Below are 18,089 nucleotides of genomic sequence, written 5' to 3' on the forward strand. Positions count from 1 at the left end.
TGGCGTAAATCACAGCTAAACGCATTGTTGAAATAAATAGAGAAATAGGCGTGTTTTTATCTTTTCAATTTGCCCTTTATAAAGAATCGCTCAGATGCAATCTAGTACGATATATCGAGTGTAATTTTAATATTTAAACGCTAGGCTACGCACCCACACAGCACGTTAAAAAGGAAAGACAAATGAGCTGGATATATTTGATAGTAGCGGGCCTATTAGAAATAGGATGGCCTGTGGGACTTAAGCTAGCACAGGAGGTTGAAACCCGTGTGGTAGGTATTGGGTTAGCCGTTGGCTTTATGGCTGCCAGTGGTTTTTGCTTGTGGATGGCTCAAAAGCACATTCCTATTGGTACCGCATACGCTGTGTGGACAGGCATTGGCGCGGCAGGCACTTTTTTAGTAGGCGTTATGTATTATGGCGACCCATCATCAATTGCGAGATACTGCGGCGTAGCGCTTATTGTTGCCGGCGTAATAGTACTTAAACTCGCTCACTAGAGCTTTTTCACTGTGCTGGCTTACTAAAACTGGCTTACACAAAAGCGTAACCTTTAAATATACAAAGCAATAGACAACAATTTACGCTGGCCTTTTTCTATTTTGCTCACGCTATGCAAATATTTGTCAGGGCGAAAAAAGTAAATGCGATTAAATAAGTTGAAGATAACTTTTTCTGCGCGAAACACACCGCCTCTCTCGGGCTTTTCCAACACAACATTGAATTTATAATAGCGCCCACTTCCCATAGGGTCATTGTGTTCTAACACACGATGACCTTCTTTATAGGTCACCACATTAATGGCGAGCCGCTTAGATGAGAGTAGTGCATTGTTTACAACGTTAGCCACGAACTAGGTTCGCCATATAAGTACAACCAAAATGAATAAAGTAGATAAGATAGTCATTGTCTCAATTCCACACGGTAATGACTACCGCTGACAAAGGTGAGAAAGAGGCTTGTTGGCGCTTTGATATGACGCAAATGCATATGCAGATATCGCATTCCCCTTATGTAAAAGCGCGTTACCTCCCCCAATCACTCGGAGTATATCTTCAAAACACCAAGGCTTTTGGCAAATCCAGCAAATTATCGCCCTCTCGCCAAAGTGAACACCCGGTATACCCAATAAAAATAGCTATAAATGAAGCACATCTGCCACAGGTGGATTACACTAGTGTTGCGACATACGTTAAAATGTAAAATAACAACGTGTTTGCTTGGCTTTTGCTTTGTGGCTGAGCTTACTCAATAAAATACATATTCGACTGATACAGCAACAGGTTAACGTTTTGAAAAATACTAGTTTACTTAATAATGCCTTAAGCCTGCTTGCGCTGTGCTGGTGCTCTGCTTCTTTTGCAGACAACAGTGACATAGAATTCTCCGGATTTGCGCGTGCGGTAGGCGGTTATTTAGATACGTCTTCAGCAGAGTATGAGGGCTACGATGACTCAGTCAGTTTTTCAGAAAAGTCATTACTAGGGCTTCAAGCAGATTACACGCTAAATCAGTATTTTTCGGCATCGGTTCAAGTGCTGCTTCACAGCGATGAAGACCGTGAGTCTGGCATTGAGTGGCTGTATCTCACCTATGCGCCAACCGATTCTCTTCAATTTAATATTGGTCGCTTACGCACTCCCTTTTTAAAGTATTCAGACGTCACTGACGTTGGCTTCGCCTACCCATGGGTTAACGCCCCTCAGCAACTTTACAGCAGCTATTTATTTTCTCAGTACGAGGGTGGAAACGCTCGCTATAGAGGGCGATTAGGCAATTTCACTTACGACATTGAAGGGTATTTCGGCCAATACAACGACGAATTAAGAACCAGTGGCATTACCGCAGACGTGAACGTTAATTCGCTTTATGGTGGCGTTTTAGAGCTTAATTATGGCGGCTTTCAGCTTAGAACGGCTGCAGTAGAAGCAAAAACAGTAAAGGCTCAAATAGAGGGAGTGGCTCCTCTTGTTAATGGGTTACAAGCCGCTGGGTTTAATGATATTGCCGACAATTTTATTATTAATGACAGTGCGAGTTCATTTTTACTAGGGGCAAGCTACGACGGGCTCAAATGGTACGCTAGCGCCGAATGGATGAGCGTAAATTCTGATATCGGCACACTAGCTGAACTTGAAAGCTACTATGTCTCGGCAGGCTACTACATTGACAATGTGCTATTGCACGCGACGTTTGCATCTTCAAACCAGTCCGTTAATAACATTGAGAACACCATACCATTTGGGGTTAACCCCGACCTAGACACCCTATTTTTTGCCGTAGAGCAGCTAAACACTTTCTTTCCAACTGATAACCTCGATACGATAACACTCGGCGCGCGTTGGGATTTCAAAACCAACATGGCATTGAAAGCCGAAGTGTCCTTTCTTGATGGTGAAGAAGGCAATACCTCATTTTTCGAAGTGAAAGCGGGAGAGGAAGACTTTGACAGGCAAGCCACACTCTATCAAGTAGCGTTGGAGTGGGTGTTTTGATGAAGCAGGCTCTCCTTCTTTTTGCACTTTTAACACTATCAGTAGCCTCCTTTGCAACTGAGCGTGTGGTGGTGGTGGCCAACATTGCCCAGAGCAGCGTAACGTTAACTAAATCTCAAGTAAGAGACTTATTTATGAGCGGGACTTCTCCCGAGTTATTAACTCTTACGCCAGTGTCGATTGCGCCAGGTGAGCAAAGCAGAACGATATTCAACACACGCATTATTGGATTACCAGAATCTCGCATACAGGCGTACTGGGCACAAATGCGATTCAGTGGACGTTTGACGCCTCCTAAAGAAGTGGAGAGTGCAGAGCAAATGCTAGACTATTTGAGAGCGAATGAAGGCAGTGTCGGTTATTTGCCTGAGTCGACCCAACTACCTGAGGGTTTAAAAGTGGTGTACACCACAAGGTAGATCAGAAGCGCCTATTTCGTCGCAACCTGTTGCTGTAACTGACTAAGCGTAGAGGGCCGGCTATATAGAAAGCCTTGTAATAAATCGCAATCGTGTGCAAGAAGAAAAGTTTCCTGCTCTTCGGTTTCAACACCTTCCGCACACACGGCAAAATTGAGACTTTTTGCCATAGTAATGATAGCAACGGTTATCTTCTCAGACCGCTCAGACTGACCTATTTGACTGACAAACTGCCTATCTATCTTAAGCGTATCGATGTTAAATTCGGTGAGATAGCTAAGTGAGGAATAACCCGTGCCAAAGTCGTCTAGGGACAAATGGCAACCGTACTTTTTTAGCGCCAAAAAAAAACTATTCGCCACACCGAAGTTATTCATATAAGCAGTTTCTGTAATTTCAAACTCAATATGCTGAGCTGAAATCTCTCCGGAGTCTAAACCATTTAAAATATAGCTAGTCACTTCAGTATTATTCAGATCGTGTGGACTTAAATTAATAGACACACGAATATGACTACCAAACCGCGCTATCAACTGTGGCAACTCCTTACAGGTTTGATTAATAACCCATAGCGAAATAAGCGATATTTTGTCGGCTTTTTCTGCAACAGGAATAAATTCAGCAGGAGAAACGTGGCCTAATACTTCATCATGCCAACGAAGCAGTACTTCAACACCTTCAATATTTTTCTGCGGCCCGACTTTTGTTTGATAGGTAAGGTAAAAGCTATCATTTTCTAGTGCGTTAGCAAGACGCATCGATATCTGCATCTTTCGCTGTGTATCCTCAAACAGGGCACTGTTAAACCAAACTAGGCGACCTTTGCCTTCTTTTTTGGCGCGGTACATTGCCACATCAGCATTGGTAATTAAGTTGGACGCCTCGTAATGACATTCACTCGCTACAGCAATACCAATACTTAGACTTGAGTCTAACCGCAATCGGTTAACATCGTGTGCTTTCATTACCGAATCAATGAGGTTTGTCGCGATATGCTCCACATCTCCGTGAGTGCTCACGCTGTCTACAATAACGAGGAACTCATCTCCGCCAAGCCTTCCCAAGGTGGCATTATCTGGCAAGACGTGACTCATGATAGCGCTAATATGTAATAAGAGTTTATCTCCGGTGTCATGACCAAATGAGTCGTTGATATTTTTAAAGCCGTCAACGTCTAAAAACATAAGGCACAATTCGGTATTTTCTCGCTCATTTTTCGCTAACAGCGAGGATAGTATTTTCATTAAGTACTGTCGGTTTGGCAGGCCCGTTAAAACGTCAAAATTGGCAAGGGTTTCTAGCTTTGACTGTTGCTGTTCAAGCAACAGGTTTTTCTGTGCATTCATCTGTGACTGAGATTTGATATTAGCCATCATGTTGTTAAATGCGTGGGACAGTGCTGCAGTCTCTAACTTATTCGTTTCTTCTACCGTGACATCATAACTTTGTTCATCCACTACGCTATCCATTGTTTTTATCAGGTTTTCTAACGGACGTAGGGAACGACGATGGAGTCGTGTAGAAATAAATAATGATAACAGTGTTAGTGCAATAACCGATGGAGCAACTAAAATCACATACCGTTTGCGGTTTTCATGAAGCGCCTCTTGTAAGTTAAACGTGAGAACTAACTTACCCATTGGAAAACTCATTTCACCAATATTTTTGACAACGACAACTTTAGATTCAAGATTATGCATACCCAAAGACAGTTGGCTGTAATCGCCATTTTCTGGGGTGCGTTCAAATTCCATTGACGACTGGGCGAGCGCTTCATCGCGACTGTTTTTAGCAACCGATAACCCTGCGGCACCCACATAGCTATTTAGCAGGTTGTTTTCATCATCATACAAGTTGGCTGTTTCAACGTACTCATACTCTTCCAGTCTAAGCAAGATTTGGGTTTGATTAAATTGGCCTGCAGGCTCGTCGATATAATCAAGCAAATCAATCGCCATATTTTGTGCAATCGCTTCAACTTCTGTTGCTATAAACTCGATATATAGCTTTTCATACACATAAATCGACAGGCTGATAATGAGCGTGCTCACAACCGCTATCGATGTAATGGTAGTAAAAGAAATTTCAAAACGAAGACTTTTCAAAGGTACTCTCTATTTATTTCCAACTCATTAACAGCTGAACATCATTGGCAGACGCTGTCGAAAAATCATTTTGTATATTTTTTGTTTTAACGCTTTGTATTAAGACCAAAAACAGCGCGGTAAATCTCATCCCGACAAAACGGGGCGAATAGTAGCAAAACGTAAAGTGAACACTAATTATACTTTAGATGCTTCCCTTGTTTGCGCAAGTATAGTTGAGCTCACGAGCTGTGAGGTAGTTATTCTTGAAGCACAAAAAAGCCCACTAAAAAGTGGGCTTTGGTAGTCTAATCGACTGCTTTTAATTAATTAGGTGTTATTGCGTTGTGATAAACGTCTTGAACGTCATCACAATCGTTAAGCATGTCCATGAACTTTTCAAACATTGGCATATCATCTTCGCTGATTTCCGTTTCTGTTTGAGGCATCCAGCTCATTTCATCGGCTAAGAAATTGATATCTGGGTACGCTTCTGTAAGCGCAGTTTTAACCTGGTAGAACTCAGTATGTGGCGCGTATACCGTTACCTTGCCATCGTCTACTTCAACGTCGGTCACATCAACATCGGCTTCCATCAACACTTCTAAAATAGCGTCCTCGTCATCACCTTCAAACTGAAACACAGCTTGGTGGTCAAACATGTGAGAAACCGCACCTTGCGCACCAAGTTTTGCATTGGTTTTAGTAAAGCAGTTACGCACCTCAGTGATAGTACGGTTAGCGTTATCAGACAAGCAATCGACGATAACCATACAGTTACCAGGCCCGAAACCTTCATAACGCATGGGCTGAAAATCTTCACCAACGCCACCGGCTGCTTTGTCTATTGCCTTGTCTATAACGTGGCCCGGCACTTGGTCTTTTTTAGCTTTTTCCATCAAGCGACGCAGCGATAGGTTCGTGTCTGGATCGGCACCGCCATTTTTGGCGCACACGTAAATTTCTTTACCGTATTTAGAGTAGACCTTGGTTTTCGCGCCAGCTGTTTTTGCCATGGCGTTTTTTCTTACTTCGAATGCTCTTCCCATCTTAAGATTCTCTTCCTCGCAATTTTAGTGCAACTTTGCGTATTTTATCGGGTTGCTGCGTCTGTCTTCACCAATACACTAAATTGGTTAGCAATACGTGTCGCTTCGACACGCGAAACGCAGAAAAATATTGTAAAATTCTACCTAGTTTATGCACAACAATACAGTGTTTATAGCGTTTTACTTTATCCAGTTTGCACTATGGAAGGTGCTCGGTAGCTAGGTATTCATGAGATTGCATTTCTTTCAGCCTACTTAAGCAACGTCTAAACTCGAAGCTTAGCAGGCCTTCAGTGTAGAGTTCTTCTAACGCAACCTGTGCTGAAATAATTAACTTAACGTTTCGCTCATAAAATTCATCAACCATAGCAATAAATCGCCTTGCCACATCATCAGTTCCCCGACCCATTTGTTCAACGTTAGCTAACAATACTGAGTGATAACAGCGGCTAAGCTCTATGTAGTCGCTTTGGCTTCGCGGCCCTTTACATAAACTGCCAAACTCAATCATGAGTACGCCATCGGCGTTTCTCATTGTGGGAATTTGACGATGATTGACATCTATATCTTCGTTTTGTGTACCTGCTTCTGGTGCAAGTTGGGTAAAGTAATTATTCAGATTTTCCGTTGCTTGAGCATCGAGTGGATAATGATAAATCTCAGCTTGTTCAAGGGTTCTCAATCGATAATCGATACCGCTGTCTACATTCACTACGTTAGTGTTTTGGTTAAGTAAGTCTATTGCAGGTAAAAAACGTGCCCGCTGAAGCCCGTTTTTGTAAAGCTCGTTAGGAATGATGTTAGAGGTTGCCACCAGCACAATACCGTGACCAAACAACTCTTCCATTAATGTACCGAGTATCATGGCATCAGTAATGTCTGACACAAAAAACTCATCAAAACATATAACCCGCGCTTCTTTAGCAATTTTAAGCGCAATCGTTTTAAGCGGGTCTTGCGCATTTTTCAGCAATTTTAACTCGTCGTGAATTCGATGCATAAAGCGGTGGAAATGCACACGCATTTTACGATCAAAGGGTAAGCAATCAAAAAAGGTGTCAACAAGGTAGGTTTTACCCCGCCCTACGCCGCCGTAAAAATAGATACCTTTAATGTCTGTCTGAGTATCCTCTTTACCAAAGGCTGCTTTTAACTTGCTTCGCCAGTTCGCTTTGCTTTGTGGTTGAGTAAGTTCATCGTATAAACGTTGAAGCTCTTTCACGGCAGTTTCTTGCGCTGCGTCGTAATGAAAATCGGCTAATTCGAGATCTTGTTGATATTTTTCCCAGGGCGTCATCGCCAAAAACCACTCCGTACGAATGTCAATAGTGGTGCACGCTGCACCGACCTGCTTGAATTTCTTAATTATGACCTTAATTTTAATGAAAATCACGGTAGAATCACTCGTTCACAGTGCGCTATCTCGTAACCATCAGAATTAATGTTTACGAACAATGCGCTTTTCACCTTCGACCTTGCTATATTCAAGGTTTGGTCGAAAGCAGCAAAACCCACGTATCAATGGTTGTGCTGTGGGATGTAGATTGATTCGGAGAATATAATGGAATTGTTAGTATCTCTTGCGTTGTTAGTCGTCGGCTTAATTATCGGCTTTTTTGTCGGTCGTTTTGCTCAGTCGAAAAAAGGAGCAGGTAATGCTGCACAAACAGAGAAGCAAGTAAAAGAGATCCTTGCACAGCAAGCGCAACACCATATACATCAAACGCGTCAAAGCCTTGAAAGTATCGAAGGCCAGTGCGATGTGTTAAAGCAACAACTTGAAGAATATGAAACGCTGCTTGATCAAAGCGGTGATGATAATGATAGCAAGGTCCCTTTTTATGGGGAGCAAGCAACAACCTATTTACGTAATAACTTAAAAGGGTCTGATGGGTCTAAGGTTAAACGTGTTTCAGACACTCAACCGAAAGACTTTGCAAATTCAGGTTCTGGGCTGTTCGTCGGCGGTTCTGGTGAGAATACCGCAGAAAAACAGTAACATCGGGAACTTTTGAAAGGCCACAGACTCTTTTAGTGAGACCATGCTTTATTGCATATAACATTAAGGAGTGTAAGCGAACATGAAAATGTCTTTCCGCCATTGTGTTTTGGCGTCAGCCGTTGTTGTAAGTTCATTAGGCTTTACCGCTACTACGCAAGCGGCGTTGCCTTTCTTTTCTGATAAAAAAGCAGAAGTGCCCTCTTTAGCCCCCATGCTCGAAGAGGCCACGCCTGCTGTTGTAAGTATTGCCGTTGAGGGAACGCAAACATCTCGTCAACGCGTGCCTGAAATGTTCCGCTACTTTTTTGGCGCACCGCAAGAACAAGCACAAGAACGTCCTTTTAAAGGGCTCGGCTCGGGCGTCATTATCGACGCTGATAAAGGCTACGTAGTAACGAATAATCACGTTGTTGATAACGCAGACGAAATTACGGTTAAGTTAACAGACGGTAGAGAGTTTACCGCCAAGAAGCTTGGCGCCGACGAGCAAAGCGATATAGCACTTCTTAAAATCGATCCTGACAATTTAAAAGCACTGCCCTTAGCTGACTCTGATGCCGCTAGAGTGGGCGATTTTGTTGTTGCCATCGGTAATCCATTTGGGCTATCTCAAACTGTAACCTCGGGTATTGTAAGCGCGCTGGGACGCTCTGGTTTAAACATTGGCGGCTACGAAGACTTTATTCAAACCGATGCAGCGATTAACCGCGGTAACTCTGGGGGTGCGTTAGTCAACCTTCATGGAGAACTCGTGGGTATTAACACTGCTATATTCGGCCCTAATGGTGGCAATGTAGGCATTGGCTTTGCCATTCCTGCCAACATGATGAAAAACTTAGTGGATCAAATTGCAGAGTACGGCGAAGTTCGTCGCGGTCTACTTGGCATATTAGGTAGCGATATTGACGCTGGTCTTGCTGAAGCCATGAATACCGAGATTAACCTTGGTGCTTTTGTTAATGAAGTACAGCCAGAATCGGCAGCAGAAGATGCTGGACTTCAGGCAGGCGACATCATCACTGCAATTAATGGTAGGAAGATAAGCACGTTCCAAGAACTACGTGCGAAAATCGCAAGCATGGGCGCAGGCGCAGAAGTCGAACTAACCGTAATGCGCAAAGGCGATGAGATGAGTGTTGACGTAACCTTAGACGACGCTACAGAACAAACAGTCACCGCAGCGCAAATTCATCCTGCATTAGAGGGTGCGACGCTGACAAACGGTAGCGATGGTGCTGGAAATGCCGGTGTTATTGTTTCTGACATTGAACGAGGCGCACCTGCTGCTCGCATTGGCTTACAATCTGATGACGTCATCATTGGTGTTAACCGCGTTCGCGTGGCGAGTGTAGCGGATTTCCGCAATGCCCTAGACGAAGCAAAAGGGGTAATAGCACTTAATGTGAAACGTGGTAATTCAACCCTGTATTTGGTAATTCGCCAATAAGCACCTCTCTATGTACTGTGAGATGTACTGTGATTTGAAAAATTCACTTTGATGAAATGAACATCGATAAATTAAAGCAGCGCCTCAGGGCGCTGTTTTCGTTTCTATTATTTCTTTCATTCCCCCTCTTCTCAAAGGCCTATAAAAAATAATCTGGGTTAGAGTAGTTTAGTAAATAAAATGATATCCTCATTTCACGAGTTATAATAAATAGCTGTTTCTCGTATCGGTGTGACATTGAGTGAGTGGAAAATTGTTTTTGACAATTAACCCATAACTACAAATACGCTAACGATAAGAGAACACCGTGCTAACTAACAAAAAAGTGTGATCAGTGACAAGCCGCTCAATTATTCGTTTTTTCATTAAATCTGTTGTTCTTGGCGCCGCGGTAGCAGCGCTTCTACTCTTATTCTTGCCCGACTTACGTCAGGGTAATGGCTTTACAAACGGCCTATTTACAGAGCCGTCGGTGAGTGCAAGTAGAGAGAGCTACTTCGCATCACTCAGTCGTTCAGCGCCAGCTGTGGTTAATATTTATAGTGTTAGCATCGAAACCGATGCAGGCCTATTTAGAAATCAACCTCGTGAGCGAGCAAGCTTGGGCTCTGGTGTGATAATGACTGAAAACGGCTATATTCTTACCTGCCATCACGTAGTGGAAAATGCAGACAGTATTTATGTAGCCGTGCAAGATGGGCGAGTACTAGAAGCGCAGATAGTGGGTAACGACCCGCTTACCGACCTTGCGGTATTAAAAGTTACCGCAGAGAGTCTTAATATTATTCCGCAAGTTGCCGAACCCGATACACACGTTGGCGATGTGGTAATGGCTATCGGTAATCCTTTCGATCTTGGTCAAACTATTACACAAGGCATTGTGAGTCGTGCTGGTCGCAACGGGCTATCGAACTATGTCGACTTCATTCAAACCGACGCCGTTTTAAACCAGGGTAATTCTGGAGGCGCACTTGTTGACAGTAACGGTATTTTGCTAGGAATAACCAATGCTAACTTTCAAGTAAGAGACTCACGAAATAGAGTACGAAACGTTGATGGGATTAACTTTGCAGTTCCTTATGAATTGGCAAAGCGGGTAATGGATGAAATTATTAGTAACGGCAGGGTTATTCGCGGGCAGCTTGGCTTTATAGGCAGCGAAAGACGTAACTTAGCTGGCATACTGGGTATTGATGTGACCGCTGTCGCTAAGGGCAGCCCTGCTGATACCGCAGGATTACAACCCGGAGATATTATTCTGTCTATTGACGGCGTAAGAGCAGAAAGTGCATCAAAAACTCTGGATATGATTGCTGAGACAGAGCCTGGCACCAAGCTTGAGATTGAAATTAGTCGCAATGAAAAATCGATGATATTAACTGCTACCGTGGCTGAACTTCGTACTGGTCAGTAAAGTCTGAGCCAGTAGATAGTATTCGCTAAATCGTAGCAAGCTTTTAAGCAAGGTAAACATAAGAAAGAAACAGACATAAAAAAAGCGCCTTAGGCGCTTTTTTTATGTCTGTTTCGCAGAGAAATAGCTGTGTTCTATTTCTTTACTCTTTATTCCTTTATTCTCTATTCCTTTACGCGTTCAATGATAGCGCCAAGGCCGCCCAGCTTTTCTTCTATGGCTTCATAGCCTCTATCTAGGTGGTAGATACGATTAACGTGAGTCTCACCCTCTGCAATAAGTCCGGCAATCACTAAACTTGCTGACGCTCGTAAGTCGGTGGCCATTACTGGCGCCCCTTTCAGTACTGAGCTTCCTTTAGATACCGCAGAGTTCGCTTCAAGCGCTATTTCAGCACCCATACGCTGCAACTCAGGCACGTGCATAAAGCGATTTTCAAAAATGGTTTCTGTAATAACACCCGTGCCCTCGGCAACGCAGTTAAGCGTAACAAATTGCGCCTGCATATCTGTTGGAAATGCAGGATGAGGCGCAGTTTTCACTCTAACCGCTTTTGGCTTTTGGCCCTTCATATCAAGCTCTATCCAATCCTCACCAACAGTAATGTGGGCACCAGCTTGTTCAAGCTTGTCAATAACGGCATCGAGAGTATCTGGGGCCGCATGCGTACAGCGCACTTTACCGCCTGTCGCTGCTGCTGCCACTAAGAACGTACCTGTTTCAATGCGATCTGGAAGCACGGCATAATCACAACCATTTAGGGTTTCTACGCCTTCAACGGTAATTTTGTCAGTCCCTGCGCCTTTGATGTTAGCGCCCATTTGAATGAGACAGTTAGCAAGGTCAACAATTTCAGGTTCTCTTGCAGCATTTTCTAATATAGAGGTACCGTCTGCCAGTGCTGCTGCCATAAGCAGGTTTTCAGTTGCGCCTACGCTGACCATATCCATAAAGATACGGGCACCTTTTAAACGACCGTCTACATGGGCACGAATATAGCCTTCTTCTACCTCAATGATAGCGCCCATTTTCTCAAGGCCAGTGAGATGGAGATTCACCGGGCGAGCACCAATGGCACATCCACCGGGCAAAGACACGTTTGCCTTGCCTTGCTTAGCAAGCAAAGGCCCAAGCACTAAAATGGAGGCACGCATGGTTCGAACAAGGTCGTAGGACGCCGTCACACTCTCAAGCGTGCTAGCATCGATTAACACGTCGTTAGGAGATGGCTGAGCTACTTCAACACCAAGCTCGCGCAGTAATGCCGTTGTTGTATTAATATCTCTCAGGCGAGGTACGTTGGTGTAACGACAAGGAGAGTCTGTCAGCAAACTGGTCATCAGTAGCGGCAGAGCCGCATTTTTAGCACCAGAAATTCGCACTGTTCCATTAAGTGCAGGACTCTTTTTAATAACAAGTTTATCCACGAAAAGCGCCTATTACTGAGGAATATTGAACTGGCGCTCGCGCTCCCAGTCTTTCACTGAAAAAGTTTTGATTGAAATCGCATGCATTGAGCCATCTGCGATTTTATCGGCAAGCGGCGCATAAACAGCTTGTTGGCGCTTAACACGGCTCATTTCGTTAAAGGCATCACTAACGGCAATGATATTAAAATGAGAGCCTTCGGCTTTTACGTGAACTTCGTGAAGGTCTAATGCATCCTTCAAAATGCTTTCGATTTCTGACAATTCCATAATGTACTTCTTTATCTTAAAAATTGGCGTTATTTAACCGGCAAAAAACCATCCACATTGCTTATTTTCGCAAGCTTGTGTAGTTTTTCAGGCATATGCTGTATGACCATGCTAACACCGTTTTGGTTCGTATCCCTAACGGCATTTATTAGCCAAGCCAATCCGGCACTATCCACTCGTTCCACATCGCTCAAGTCAACGTTACAGGTACCCAAACTTTTTAAGGTACTTTGCTGCTGTGAACTGAGACGCTGCCAAAGGTTCGTAGACAGGGTTTCACGGTCTAAGTTACCGTGAACAACAATATCTCCGTTTCCGCCAACGTCGAAAAGGCTCACACAGACTCTCCGTCAATTTCGATAGATTCACCGGCATTGAGTTCTACTGGCTTGCCAATTTTTTCACGCATTAGCGAGATAACCGCGTCAATACCGTCTGTACGTAGGATAGACTCAAACTCGCTGCGCTTGCTGTTCAGCATGCTGATACCTTCAGCAACCATATCGTAAGCTTTCCACTCATTGGTTTTACTATCTCTGCGCACTTTAAACGCAATTTTGATATCTGGACGGTTAGGATCTTTTACCACAGCACGCACCGTGACTGACTTTTCTTTAGAGAAGTCTGACTCAGGCTCAAAAATCACTTCTTGGTTATCATAATATCCCATTGCTACCGCGTAGGTAGTGACAAGATACTGACGGAATACGCTGATGTATTCGCCCATTTTTTCTTTAGGCACTGACTTAAAATGTTTGCCCAACACCATAAATGCAGCAAACTTATAGTCGATATGAGGCACCAATTCTTCTTGCATAATTGTGCGCAACATTTCAGGGTCAGCTTGTATTTCAGACTGATTGGCCTTAATCCGCTCGAAGGTAGTGTTAGCTACACCATGAACTAATTTATAGGGATTTTGCTCGTCTACCTCTTGTGCACTGACGGCGCTTGATAACGACAACACAACCATACCTAATATGGCGATTAATTTTTTCAACGTAATTCTCCTAACAAAAACATGCTATACAGCAGACCGGACTGATGCTTAATAAGTTTCACCCGCGCTCCTGATAAATTTTTAATAATTTTCTACTCTATTCGTCGCTACCGCGATTGAATAAGAACTGGCCGATGAGGTCTTCAAGCACTAATGCTGATTTGGTGTCTTGTAAATAATCACCGTCTTGTAAATCTGCCACGCCATCAAACGAAAACCCCGGCTGGAAACCAACGTATTGCTCGCCAAGTAAACCAGACGTCAATATTGATACTGAACTTGTCTCAGGAAAGCCGTTGTACTGCTTAAGGATGGACAACTCTACTATTGGGGTGAAATCGTCTTTATCTAGCGTAATGGAAGAAACTCTTCCCACTGTAACACCGCCCACTTTCACCGCAGAACGTGCTTTTAAGCCACCAATGTTGTCGAATTTTGCGTAAAGGGTATAGCTGTCGCCTTCAGTGGCAACAGACTGCTCGGCAACTTTCAGTGCCAACAACAGTAATGCGCTAATAGTAAGGGCAACGAAGAACCCCACCATGACTTCCGTTTTATACTTGTTCATTCTATCCTCTACTCGATACCAAACATGAGGGCGGTTAGCACGAAATCCAGCCCCAATACTGCTAATGATGAATAGACCACTGTTTCAGTAGTCGCCTTGCTGATCCCTTCCGATGTAGGAATAGAATCGTAACCTTTAAATATGGCAATCCACGTCACCACCAAGGCGAACACGACACTCTTTATTACGCCGTTAATAACGTCTTGGTTCCAATCTACTGTGGACTGCATGATAGACCAGTAGCTGCCTGAATCTACGCCTAGCCAATCAACACCCACTAAGTGTCCGCCCAAAATACCAATAGCACTGAAAATGACGGCTAACATTGGCATAGCGAGCATGCCCGCCCAAAATCGCGGAGCGACTATTCTGCGCAAGGGGTCTACCGCCATCATTTCGAGGCTGCTTAGCTGCTCAGTGGCTTTCATTAACCCAATTTCTGCGGTTAACGCAGAACCTGCGCGCCCGGCAAACAGCAAGGCCGTTACTACGGGACCAAGCTCTCGCAACAGGGACAACGCTACCATGGGCCCGAGGCTTCCCTCAGCGCCGTAGTCCACTAAGATGGTGTAACCTTGTAAAGCCATTACCATGCCGATGAACAAACCCGACACCATAATGATAAGCAAAGATTGCACGCCCACCACGTAGAGCTGCTGTATCACCAGAGGAATATTTTTTACCCGAGGCACAGCCACTAACGCACCGAAAAGCATTAATGTCGCCCGCCCGATAGCGGTCAATTTTGAAATAGTAGAAGCGCCTAAAGACTGCAAGAACCTCATTTACGCTCTCCTAAGAAACTCTTTTCTAGCTCTGGCGCAGGATAATGAAAAGGAACAGGCCCATCGGCTTTTCCGTTCAAAAACTGCTGTACCAGTTCGGAATCGCTGTCTCTTATTTGTTGAGCGGTTCCTTCCCCAATTACTCGCTTGTCAGCCAAAATATAAATATAATCGGCAATAGTCAGTACCTCTTTCACATCGTGGGTTACCACAATGCTAGTCAAGTTTAGGGCATCGTTGAGTTCGCGAATTAGCTTTACTAGTACGCCCATAGAAATAGGATCTTGGCCTGCGAAGGGCTCGTCGTACATAATAAGGTCGGGGTCTAACGCGATGGCCCGTGCTAACGCAGCACGCCTTGCCATGCCTCCAGACAATTCGCTTGGCATTAAATCGGCAGCGCCACGAAGGCCCACTGCCTGTAGCTTTAATGCGACAATGGTAGCAATGACGTCATCAGCTAAGTTGGTATGCTCTTTAAGTGGAAAAGCGACATTGTCGAACACGGTCATGTCAGTAAACAGCGCGCCGCTTTGAAACAACATGCTCATTTTACGCCGTGCTTTGTAAAGTGCCTTGCGAGACATCGACACGATAGATTCTTTATCAAAAAGAATATCGCCCTCGTCTGGAATCAACTGCCCGCCGATTAAGCGCAACAGGGTGGTTTTACCAATCCCGCTAGGCCCCATAACTGCAGTGATCTTTCCCTTTGGTACGTTAAGCGTTATGCCGTCGTAAATAACGCGGTCGCCCCGACTAAAGGTTAAATTATCTATCTCAACTAAATGTTCCATAGTGTTTTGTTGTCGGCCCTCGACTAGACATCGCTGCATGAATACGCGCAGTATGCAAAACGCGTTGTGCAAATTAGATTTAAATTGTCCAAAAGCAATACAAAATTCATGCCTTCGAACAGTAACTGACCCCGATATGAGCGGTAAGTTTAAATTTTTCAGCATTGTACGCTTTTTTGAATCACTCGCCAAAGTCAAAAAGTTACAAGTTATGTTCGATGAAGACGAATGATTCATAACATAAGCTGAATCTCATTAACGAAACCTGAACAAGCGTTCTTTTTCGTACAATTCAGCTCGATAATGAAAAATAAAAGCCTAGCAGCATAGGCAAAGGGCACCGTTTTTGCGACAATCTTACGAAATAGACATTTAAATACAGGTCGTTGTGCTTTTAAACATTGTTATTTTCATCATCGGATTGATTGTTTTGAGCTGGAGTGCTGATCGTTTTGTTTACGGCGCTTCTGCATTAGCGAAAAATATTGGCATTTCCCCCATGATGATAGGATTAACTATCGTAGCTATGGGTTCCTCCGCACCTGAAATTGTCGTATCGGCTATGGCCTCAATAAATGGCAATATGAATACCGCTGTGGGTAACGCATTGGGTTCTAACATTACCAATATCGCGTTAGTACTTGGTATAACAGCACTCGTAAAGCCCCTTCTTGTTTCATCCACAACGCTCAAGCGTGAACTTCCCGCCTTATTGGTCATCTCACTTATCGCCATCGCATTTATGTTTGATGGCGAACTAAAATCTTATGAAGGTGTGATTCTGCTCGGTTTGTTTATCTTCGTGCTGGCAATGATGGCGTGGTTGTCACTGCAAGTTGATAAAGAAGACCCATTGATTGCAGAAACTGCTGATGAAATTCCAAAAGGCGTGTCTAACACCGCCGCTCTCATTTGGATTGGTCTGGGGTTAATTGTATTGCCCCTCAGCGCTCACTTTTTGGTTAATTCAGCCGTCGAAATAGCCCGATACATGGGGCTTTCTGATTTGGTTATTGGACTAACAATTATTGCGTTTGGCACCAGCCTTCCAGAGCTGGCTGCGAGTATTGCTGGGGTCTTAAAAGGCGAGGATGACCTGGCGCTAGGTAATATTATTGGTTCTAACATTTTTAATTTGCTTGCGGTGCTGGGTCTGCCTGGCCTTATCGCACCTGGGCTTCTCGACCCAGACGTACACAATAGAGATATGTACGTCATGTTGGGTTTAACATTGCTACTATTTCTGTTTAGTTTTGACTTAATTGGCAAACGTAAAATATCCCGCACAAATGGTGCAATACTTTTAGCCTGCTTCATAGGCTATCAATTTTGGCTGTTCGGATGATGACTAATAAACAAAACGACTACATTACCTCTGCAAAACGTGTCATCGACATTGAGGCTCGTGCAATTAGCAATTTAGCACAGCGACTGGACGAGAGTTTTGTTGCTGCCTGCGAAATGCTTTACGCCTGCTCTGGCAAGGTGGTAGTTAGCGGTATGGGCAAGTCGGGGCATATTGGCAATAAGATAGCCGCCACGTTGGCAAGCACAGGCACCCCAGCCTTTTTCATGCACCCAGGTGAAGCGAATCATGGCGACTTGGGAATGCTCAGTAAAAATGATGTGCTTTTGGCTATTTCAAATTCAGGCGAAACCGGCGAGTTGGTGAATTTACTGCCGGTTGTAAAGCGCCTTGGCGTTAAAGTCATCGCCATGACCAACAGTATTTCCAGTACGCTAGGTCAGTACGCCGATGTAGTACTGAACATCAGTGTGGAACAGGAAGCCTGCTCATTAGGGTTAGCGCCAACTACAAGCACTACCGCTACATTAGTGATGGGCGACGCTTTATCGGTGGCATTACTCGACAAGAAAGGATTTACCTCCGACGACTTTGCGCTATCACACCCAGGGGGCTCCCTTGGGCGAAAACTACTGTTAAAAGTCAGTGATATTATGTTGACCGGCAGTGATATTCCGCTAATAGAACCGACAGCAACTGTTGCCCAAGCGCTTCTTGAGATATCGCAAAAAGGCTTAGGCATGACCGGTATTGTGAATGAATCCGGTAAGCTAACGGGCGTATTCACCGACGGCGACCTTCGCCGTATCCTCGATGCTAGGGTCGACCTTCATGAGGCAACGGTGAGTGACGTAATGACCCAAGGCGGCAAAACAACCACAGCCGACCAACTCGCCGTTGAAGCTCTCAATGTTATGGAGAGTTTTAAAATAAGTGCACTCATGGTGCTTGACGATAATGACCATCCAGTCGGCGCGTTTAATATGCATATGCTATTAAAAGCAGGAGTGCTGTAAATGAACAAGA

At 44.2% G+C, this 18,089-nt stretch carries 19 protein-coding genes; 8 read left to right on the plus strand and 11 right to left on the minus strand.

Features of this window, described 5'->3' with window-relative positions:
• Nucleotides 1–182: 182 nt before the first annotated feature.
• Complete coding sequence (locus AC27HD_RS06475; protein WP_032096355.1) at nucleotides 183–500, plus strand: DMT family transporter; 318 nt, start codon at nucleotides 183–185, stop codon at nucleotides 498–500.
• Between the two features lie 53 nt (nucleotides 501–553).
• Here AC27HD_RS06475 and AC27HD_RS06480 read toward each other — a convergent pair whose 3' ends face one another.
• Nucleotides 554–850, minus strand: a complete 297-nt coding sequence (locus AC27HD_RS06480) for a hypothetical protein (RefSeq protein WP_032096354.1) — start codon at nucleotides 848–850, stop codon at nucleotides 554–556.
• A 442-nt stretch (nucleotides 851–1,292) separates the two neighbouring features.
• Here AC27HD_RS06480 and AC27HD_RS06485 point away from each other — a divergent pair, with 442 nt between their 5' ends.
• Both AC27HD_RS06485 and AC27HD_RS06490 read left to right on the plus strand, forming a co-directional pair.
• Nucleotides 1,293–2,495: a porin family protein gene (locus AC27HD_RS06485; protein ID WP_032096775.1), complete on the plus strand. Its 1,203-nt coding sequence runs from the start codon at nucleotides 1,293–1,295 to the stop codon at nucleotides 2,493–2,495.
• Nucleotides 2,495–2,914: a hypothetical protein gene (locus AC27HD_RS06490; RefSeq protein ID WP_032096353.1), complete on the plus strand. Its 420-nt coding sequence runs from the start codon at nucleotides 2,495–2,497 to the stop codon at nucleotides 2,912–2,914. The genes AC27HD_RS06485 and AC27HD_RS06490 overlap by 1 nt, the downstream gene beginning before the upstream one ends.
• Nucleotides 2,915–2,925: 11 nt before the next feature.
• Here AC27HD_RS06490 and AC27HD_RS06495 read toward each other — a convergent pair whose 3' ends face one another.
• From AC27HD_RS06495 to zapE, 3 genes are all read right to left on the minus strand, one after another.
• A complete protein-coding gene (locus AC27HD_RS06495; RefSeq protein ID WP_487104551.1) occupies nucleotides 2,926–5,019 on the minus strand; it encodes an EAL domain-containing protein in 2,094 nt (697 codons plus the stop codon).
• Nucleotides 5,020–5,324: 305 nt separating this feature from the next.
• Entirely contained in the window at nucleotides 5,325–6,047 is a 723-nt protein-coding gene (locus AC27HD_RS06500) for a YebC/PmpR family DNA-binding transcriptional regulator (RefSeq protein ID WP_032096351.1), read from the minus strand.
• Between the two features lie 199 nt (nucleotides 6,048–6,246).
• Complete coding sequence (gene zapE, locus AC27HD_RS06505; RefSeq protein ID WP_487104709.1) at nucleotides 6,247–7,344, minus strand: cell division protein ZapE; 1,098 nt, start codon at nucleotides 7,342–7,344, stop codon at nucleotides 6,247–6,249.
• Between the two features lie 264 nt (nucleotides 7,345–7,608).
• On the opposite strand from zapE, the gene AC27HD_RS06510 reads away from it, so the two are divergent.
• The 3 genes from AC27HD_RS06510 (at nucleotide 7,609) to AC27HD_RS06520 (ending at nucleotide 10,910) form a co-directional block, all read left to right on the plus strand.
• Nucleotides 7,609–8,046, plus strand: coding sequence for a ZapG family protein (locus tag AC27HD_RS06510; RefSeq protein WP_032096350.1), 438 nt, complete (start codon nucleotides 7,609–7,611; stop codon nucleotides 8,044–8,046).
• An 82-nt stretch (nucleotides 8,047–8,128) separates the two neighbouring features.
• Nucleotides 8,129–9,496, plus strand: a complete 1,368-nt coding sequence (locus AC27HD_RS06515; protein ID WP_442853181.1) for a DegQ family serine endoprotease — start codon at nucleotides 8,129–8,131, stop codon at nucleotides 9,494–9,496.
• Between the two features lie 334 nt (nucleotides 9,497–9,830).
• A complete protein-coding gene (locus AC27HD_RS06520; protein WP_032096349.1) occupies nucleotides 9,831–10,910 on the plus strand; it encodes a trypsin-like peptidase domain-containing protein in 1,080 nt (359 codons plus the stop codon).
• 164 nt (nucleotides 10,911–11,074) lie between these two features.
• Here the strand turns inward: AC27HD_RS06520 and murA are convergent, their stop codons facing one another.
• The 7 genes from murA to mlaF all read right to left on the minus strand — a co-directional run bounded on the left by murA (nucleotide 11,075) and on the right by mlaF (nucleotide 15,757).
• Nucleotides 11,075–12,337: a UDP-N-acetylglucosamine 1-carboxyvinyltransferase gene (gene murA, locus AC27HD_RS06525; RefSeq protein ID WP_032096348.1), complete on the minus strand. Its 1,263-nt coding sequence runs from the start codon at nucleotides 12,335–12,337 to the stop codon at nucleotides 11,075–11,077.
• Nucleotides 12,338–12,349: 12 nt separating this feature from the next.
• Nucleotides 12,350–12,607 (minus strand): BolA family protein, encoded by a 258-nt coding sequence (locus AC27HD_RS06530; RefSeq protein WP_032096347.1) that lies wholly within the window; start codon nucleotides 12,605–12,607, stop codon nucleotides 12,350–12,352.
• A gap of 29 nt (nucleotides 12,608–12,636) precedes the next feature.
• Nucleotides 12,637–12,945, minus strand: coding sequence for an STAS domain-containing protein (locus tag AC27HD_RS06535; RefSeq protein WP_032096346.1), 309 nt, complete (start codon nucleotides 12,943–12,945; stop codon nucleotides 12,637–12,639).
• Nucleotides 12,942–13,580 carry an MlaC/ttg2D family ABC transporter substrate-binding protein gene (locus AC27HD_RS06540; protein ID WP_442853185.1) on the minus strand — a complete coding sequence of 213 codons (639 nt, stop codon included), beginning with the start codon at nucleotides 13,578–13,580 and terminating at the stop codon, nucleotides 12,942–12,944. The genes AC27HD_RS06535 and AC27HD_RS06540 overlap by 4 nt, the downstream gene beginning before the upstream one ends.
• Nucleotides 13,581–13,704: 124 nt before the next feature.
• Nucleotides 13,705–14,175, minus strand: coding sequence for an outer membrane lipid asymmetry maintenance protein MlaD (mlaD, locus tag AC27HD_RS06545; RefSeq protein WP_032096344.1), 471 nt, complete (start codon nucleotides 14,173–14,175; stop codon nucleotides 13,705–13,707).
• An 8-nt stretch (nucleotides 14,176–14,183) separates the two neighbouring features.
• Nucleotides 14,184–14,960 (minus strand): lipid asymmetry maintenance ABC transporter permease subunit MlaE, encoded by a 777-nt coding sequence (gene mlaE, locus AC27HD_RS06550; RefSeq protein ID WP_032096343.1) that lies wholly within the window; start codon nucleotides 14,958–14,960, stop codon nucleotides 14,184–14,186.
• Nucleotides 14,957–15,757, minus strand: coding sequence for a phospholipid ABC transporter ATP-binding protein MlaF (mlaF, locus tag AC27HD_RS06555; protein ID WP_032096772.1), 801 nt, complete (start codon nucleotides 15,755–15,757; stop codon nucleotides 14,957–14,959). The genes mlaE and mlaF overlap by 4 nt, the downstream gene beginning before the upstream one ends.
• 388 nt (nucleotides 15,758–16,145) lie before the next feature.
• Here mlaF and AC27HD_RS06560 point away from each other — a divergent pair, with 388 nt between their 5' ends.
• Nucleotides 16,146–17,102: a calcium/sodium antiporter gene (locus AC27HD_RS06560; RefSeq protein WP_032096341.1), complete on the plus strand. Its 957-nt coding sequence runs from the start codon at nucleotides 16,146–16,148 to the stop codon at nucleotides 17,100–17,102.
• Nucleotides 17,102–18,079: a KpsF/GutQ family sugar-phosphate isomerase gene (locus AC27HD_RS06565; RefSeq protein WP_487104711.1), complete on the plus strand. Its 978-nt coding sequence runs from the start codon at nucleotides 17,102–17,104 to the stop codon at nucleotides 18,077–18,079. The genes AC27HD_RS06560 and AC27HD_RS06565 overlap by 1 nt, the downstream gene beginning before the upstream one ends.
• Nucleotides 18,080–18,089 lie beyond the last annotated feature (10 nt).

Source organism: Alteromonas sp. 4NS20-0143 (assembly GCF_057542855.1).

Coding starts and splice junctions, on each gene's coding strand:
- AC27HD_RS06475 (WP_032096355.1), top strand. CDS start 183: ATGAGCTGGATATATTTGATAGTAGCGGGCCTATTAGAAATAGGATGG.
- AC27HD_RS06490 (WP_032096353.1), top strand. CDS start 2,495: ATGAAGCAGGCTCTCCTTCTTTTTGCACTTTTAACACTATCAGTAGCC.
- AC27HD_RS06500 (WP_032096351.1), bottom strand. CDS start 6,047: ATGGGAAGAGCATTCGAAGTAAGAAAAAACGCCATGGCAAAAACAGCT.
- zapE (WP_487104709.1), bottom strand. CDS start 7,344: ATGACGCCCTGGGAAAAATATCAACAAGATCTCGAATTAGCCGATTTT.
- AC27HD_RS06510 (WP_032096350.1), top strand. CDS start 7,609: ATGGAATTGTTAGTATCTCTTGCGTTGTTAGTCGTCGGCTTAATTATC.
- AC27HD_RS06515 (WP_442853181.1), top strand. CDS start 8,129: ATGAAAATGTCTTTCCGCCATTGTGTTTTGGCGTCAGCCGTTGTTGTA.
- AC27HD_RS06530 (WP_032096347.1), bottom strand. CDS start 12,607: ATGGAATTGTCAGAAATCGAAAGCATTTTGAAGGATGCATTAGACCTT.
- AC27HD_RS06540 (WP_442853185.1), bottom strand. CDS start 13,580: ATGGTTGTGTTGTCGTTATCAAGCGCCGTCAGTGCACAAGAGGTAGAC.
- mlaD (WP_032096344.1), bottom strand. CDS start 14,175: ATGAACAAGTATAAAACGGAAGTCATGGTGGGGTTCTTCGTTGCCCTT.
- mlaE (WP_032096343.1), bottom strand. CDS start 14,960: ATGAGGTTCTTGCAGTCTTTAGGCGCTTCTACTATTTCAAAATTGACC.
- mlaF (WP_032096772.1), bottom strand. CDS start 15,757: ATGGAACATTTAGTTGAGATAGATAATTTAACCTTTAGTCGGGGCGAC.
- AC27HD_RS06565 (WP_487104711.1), top strand. CDS start 17,102: ATGACTAATAAACAAAACGACTACATTACCTCTGCAAAACGTGTCATC.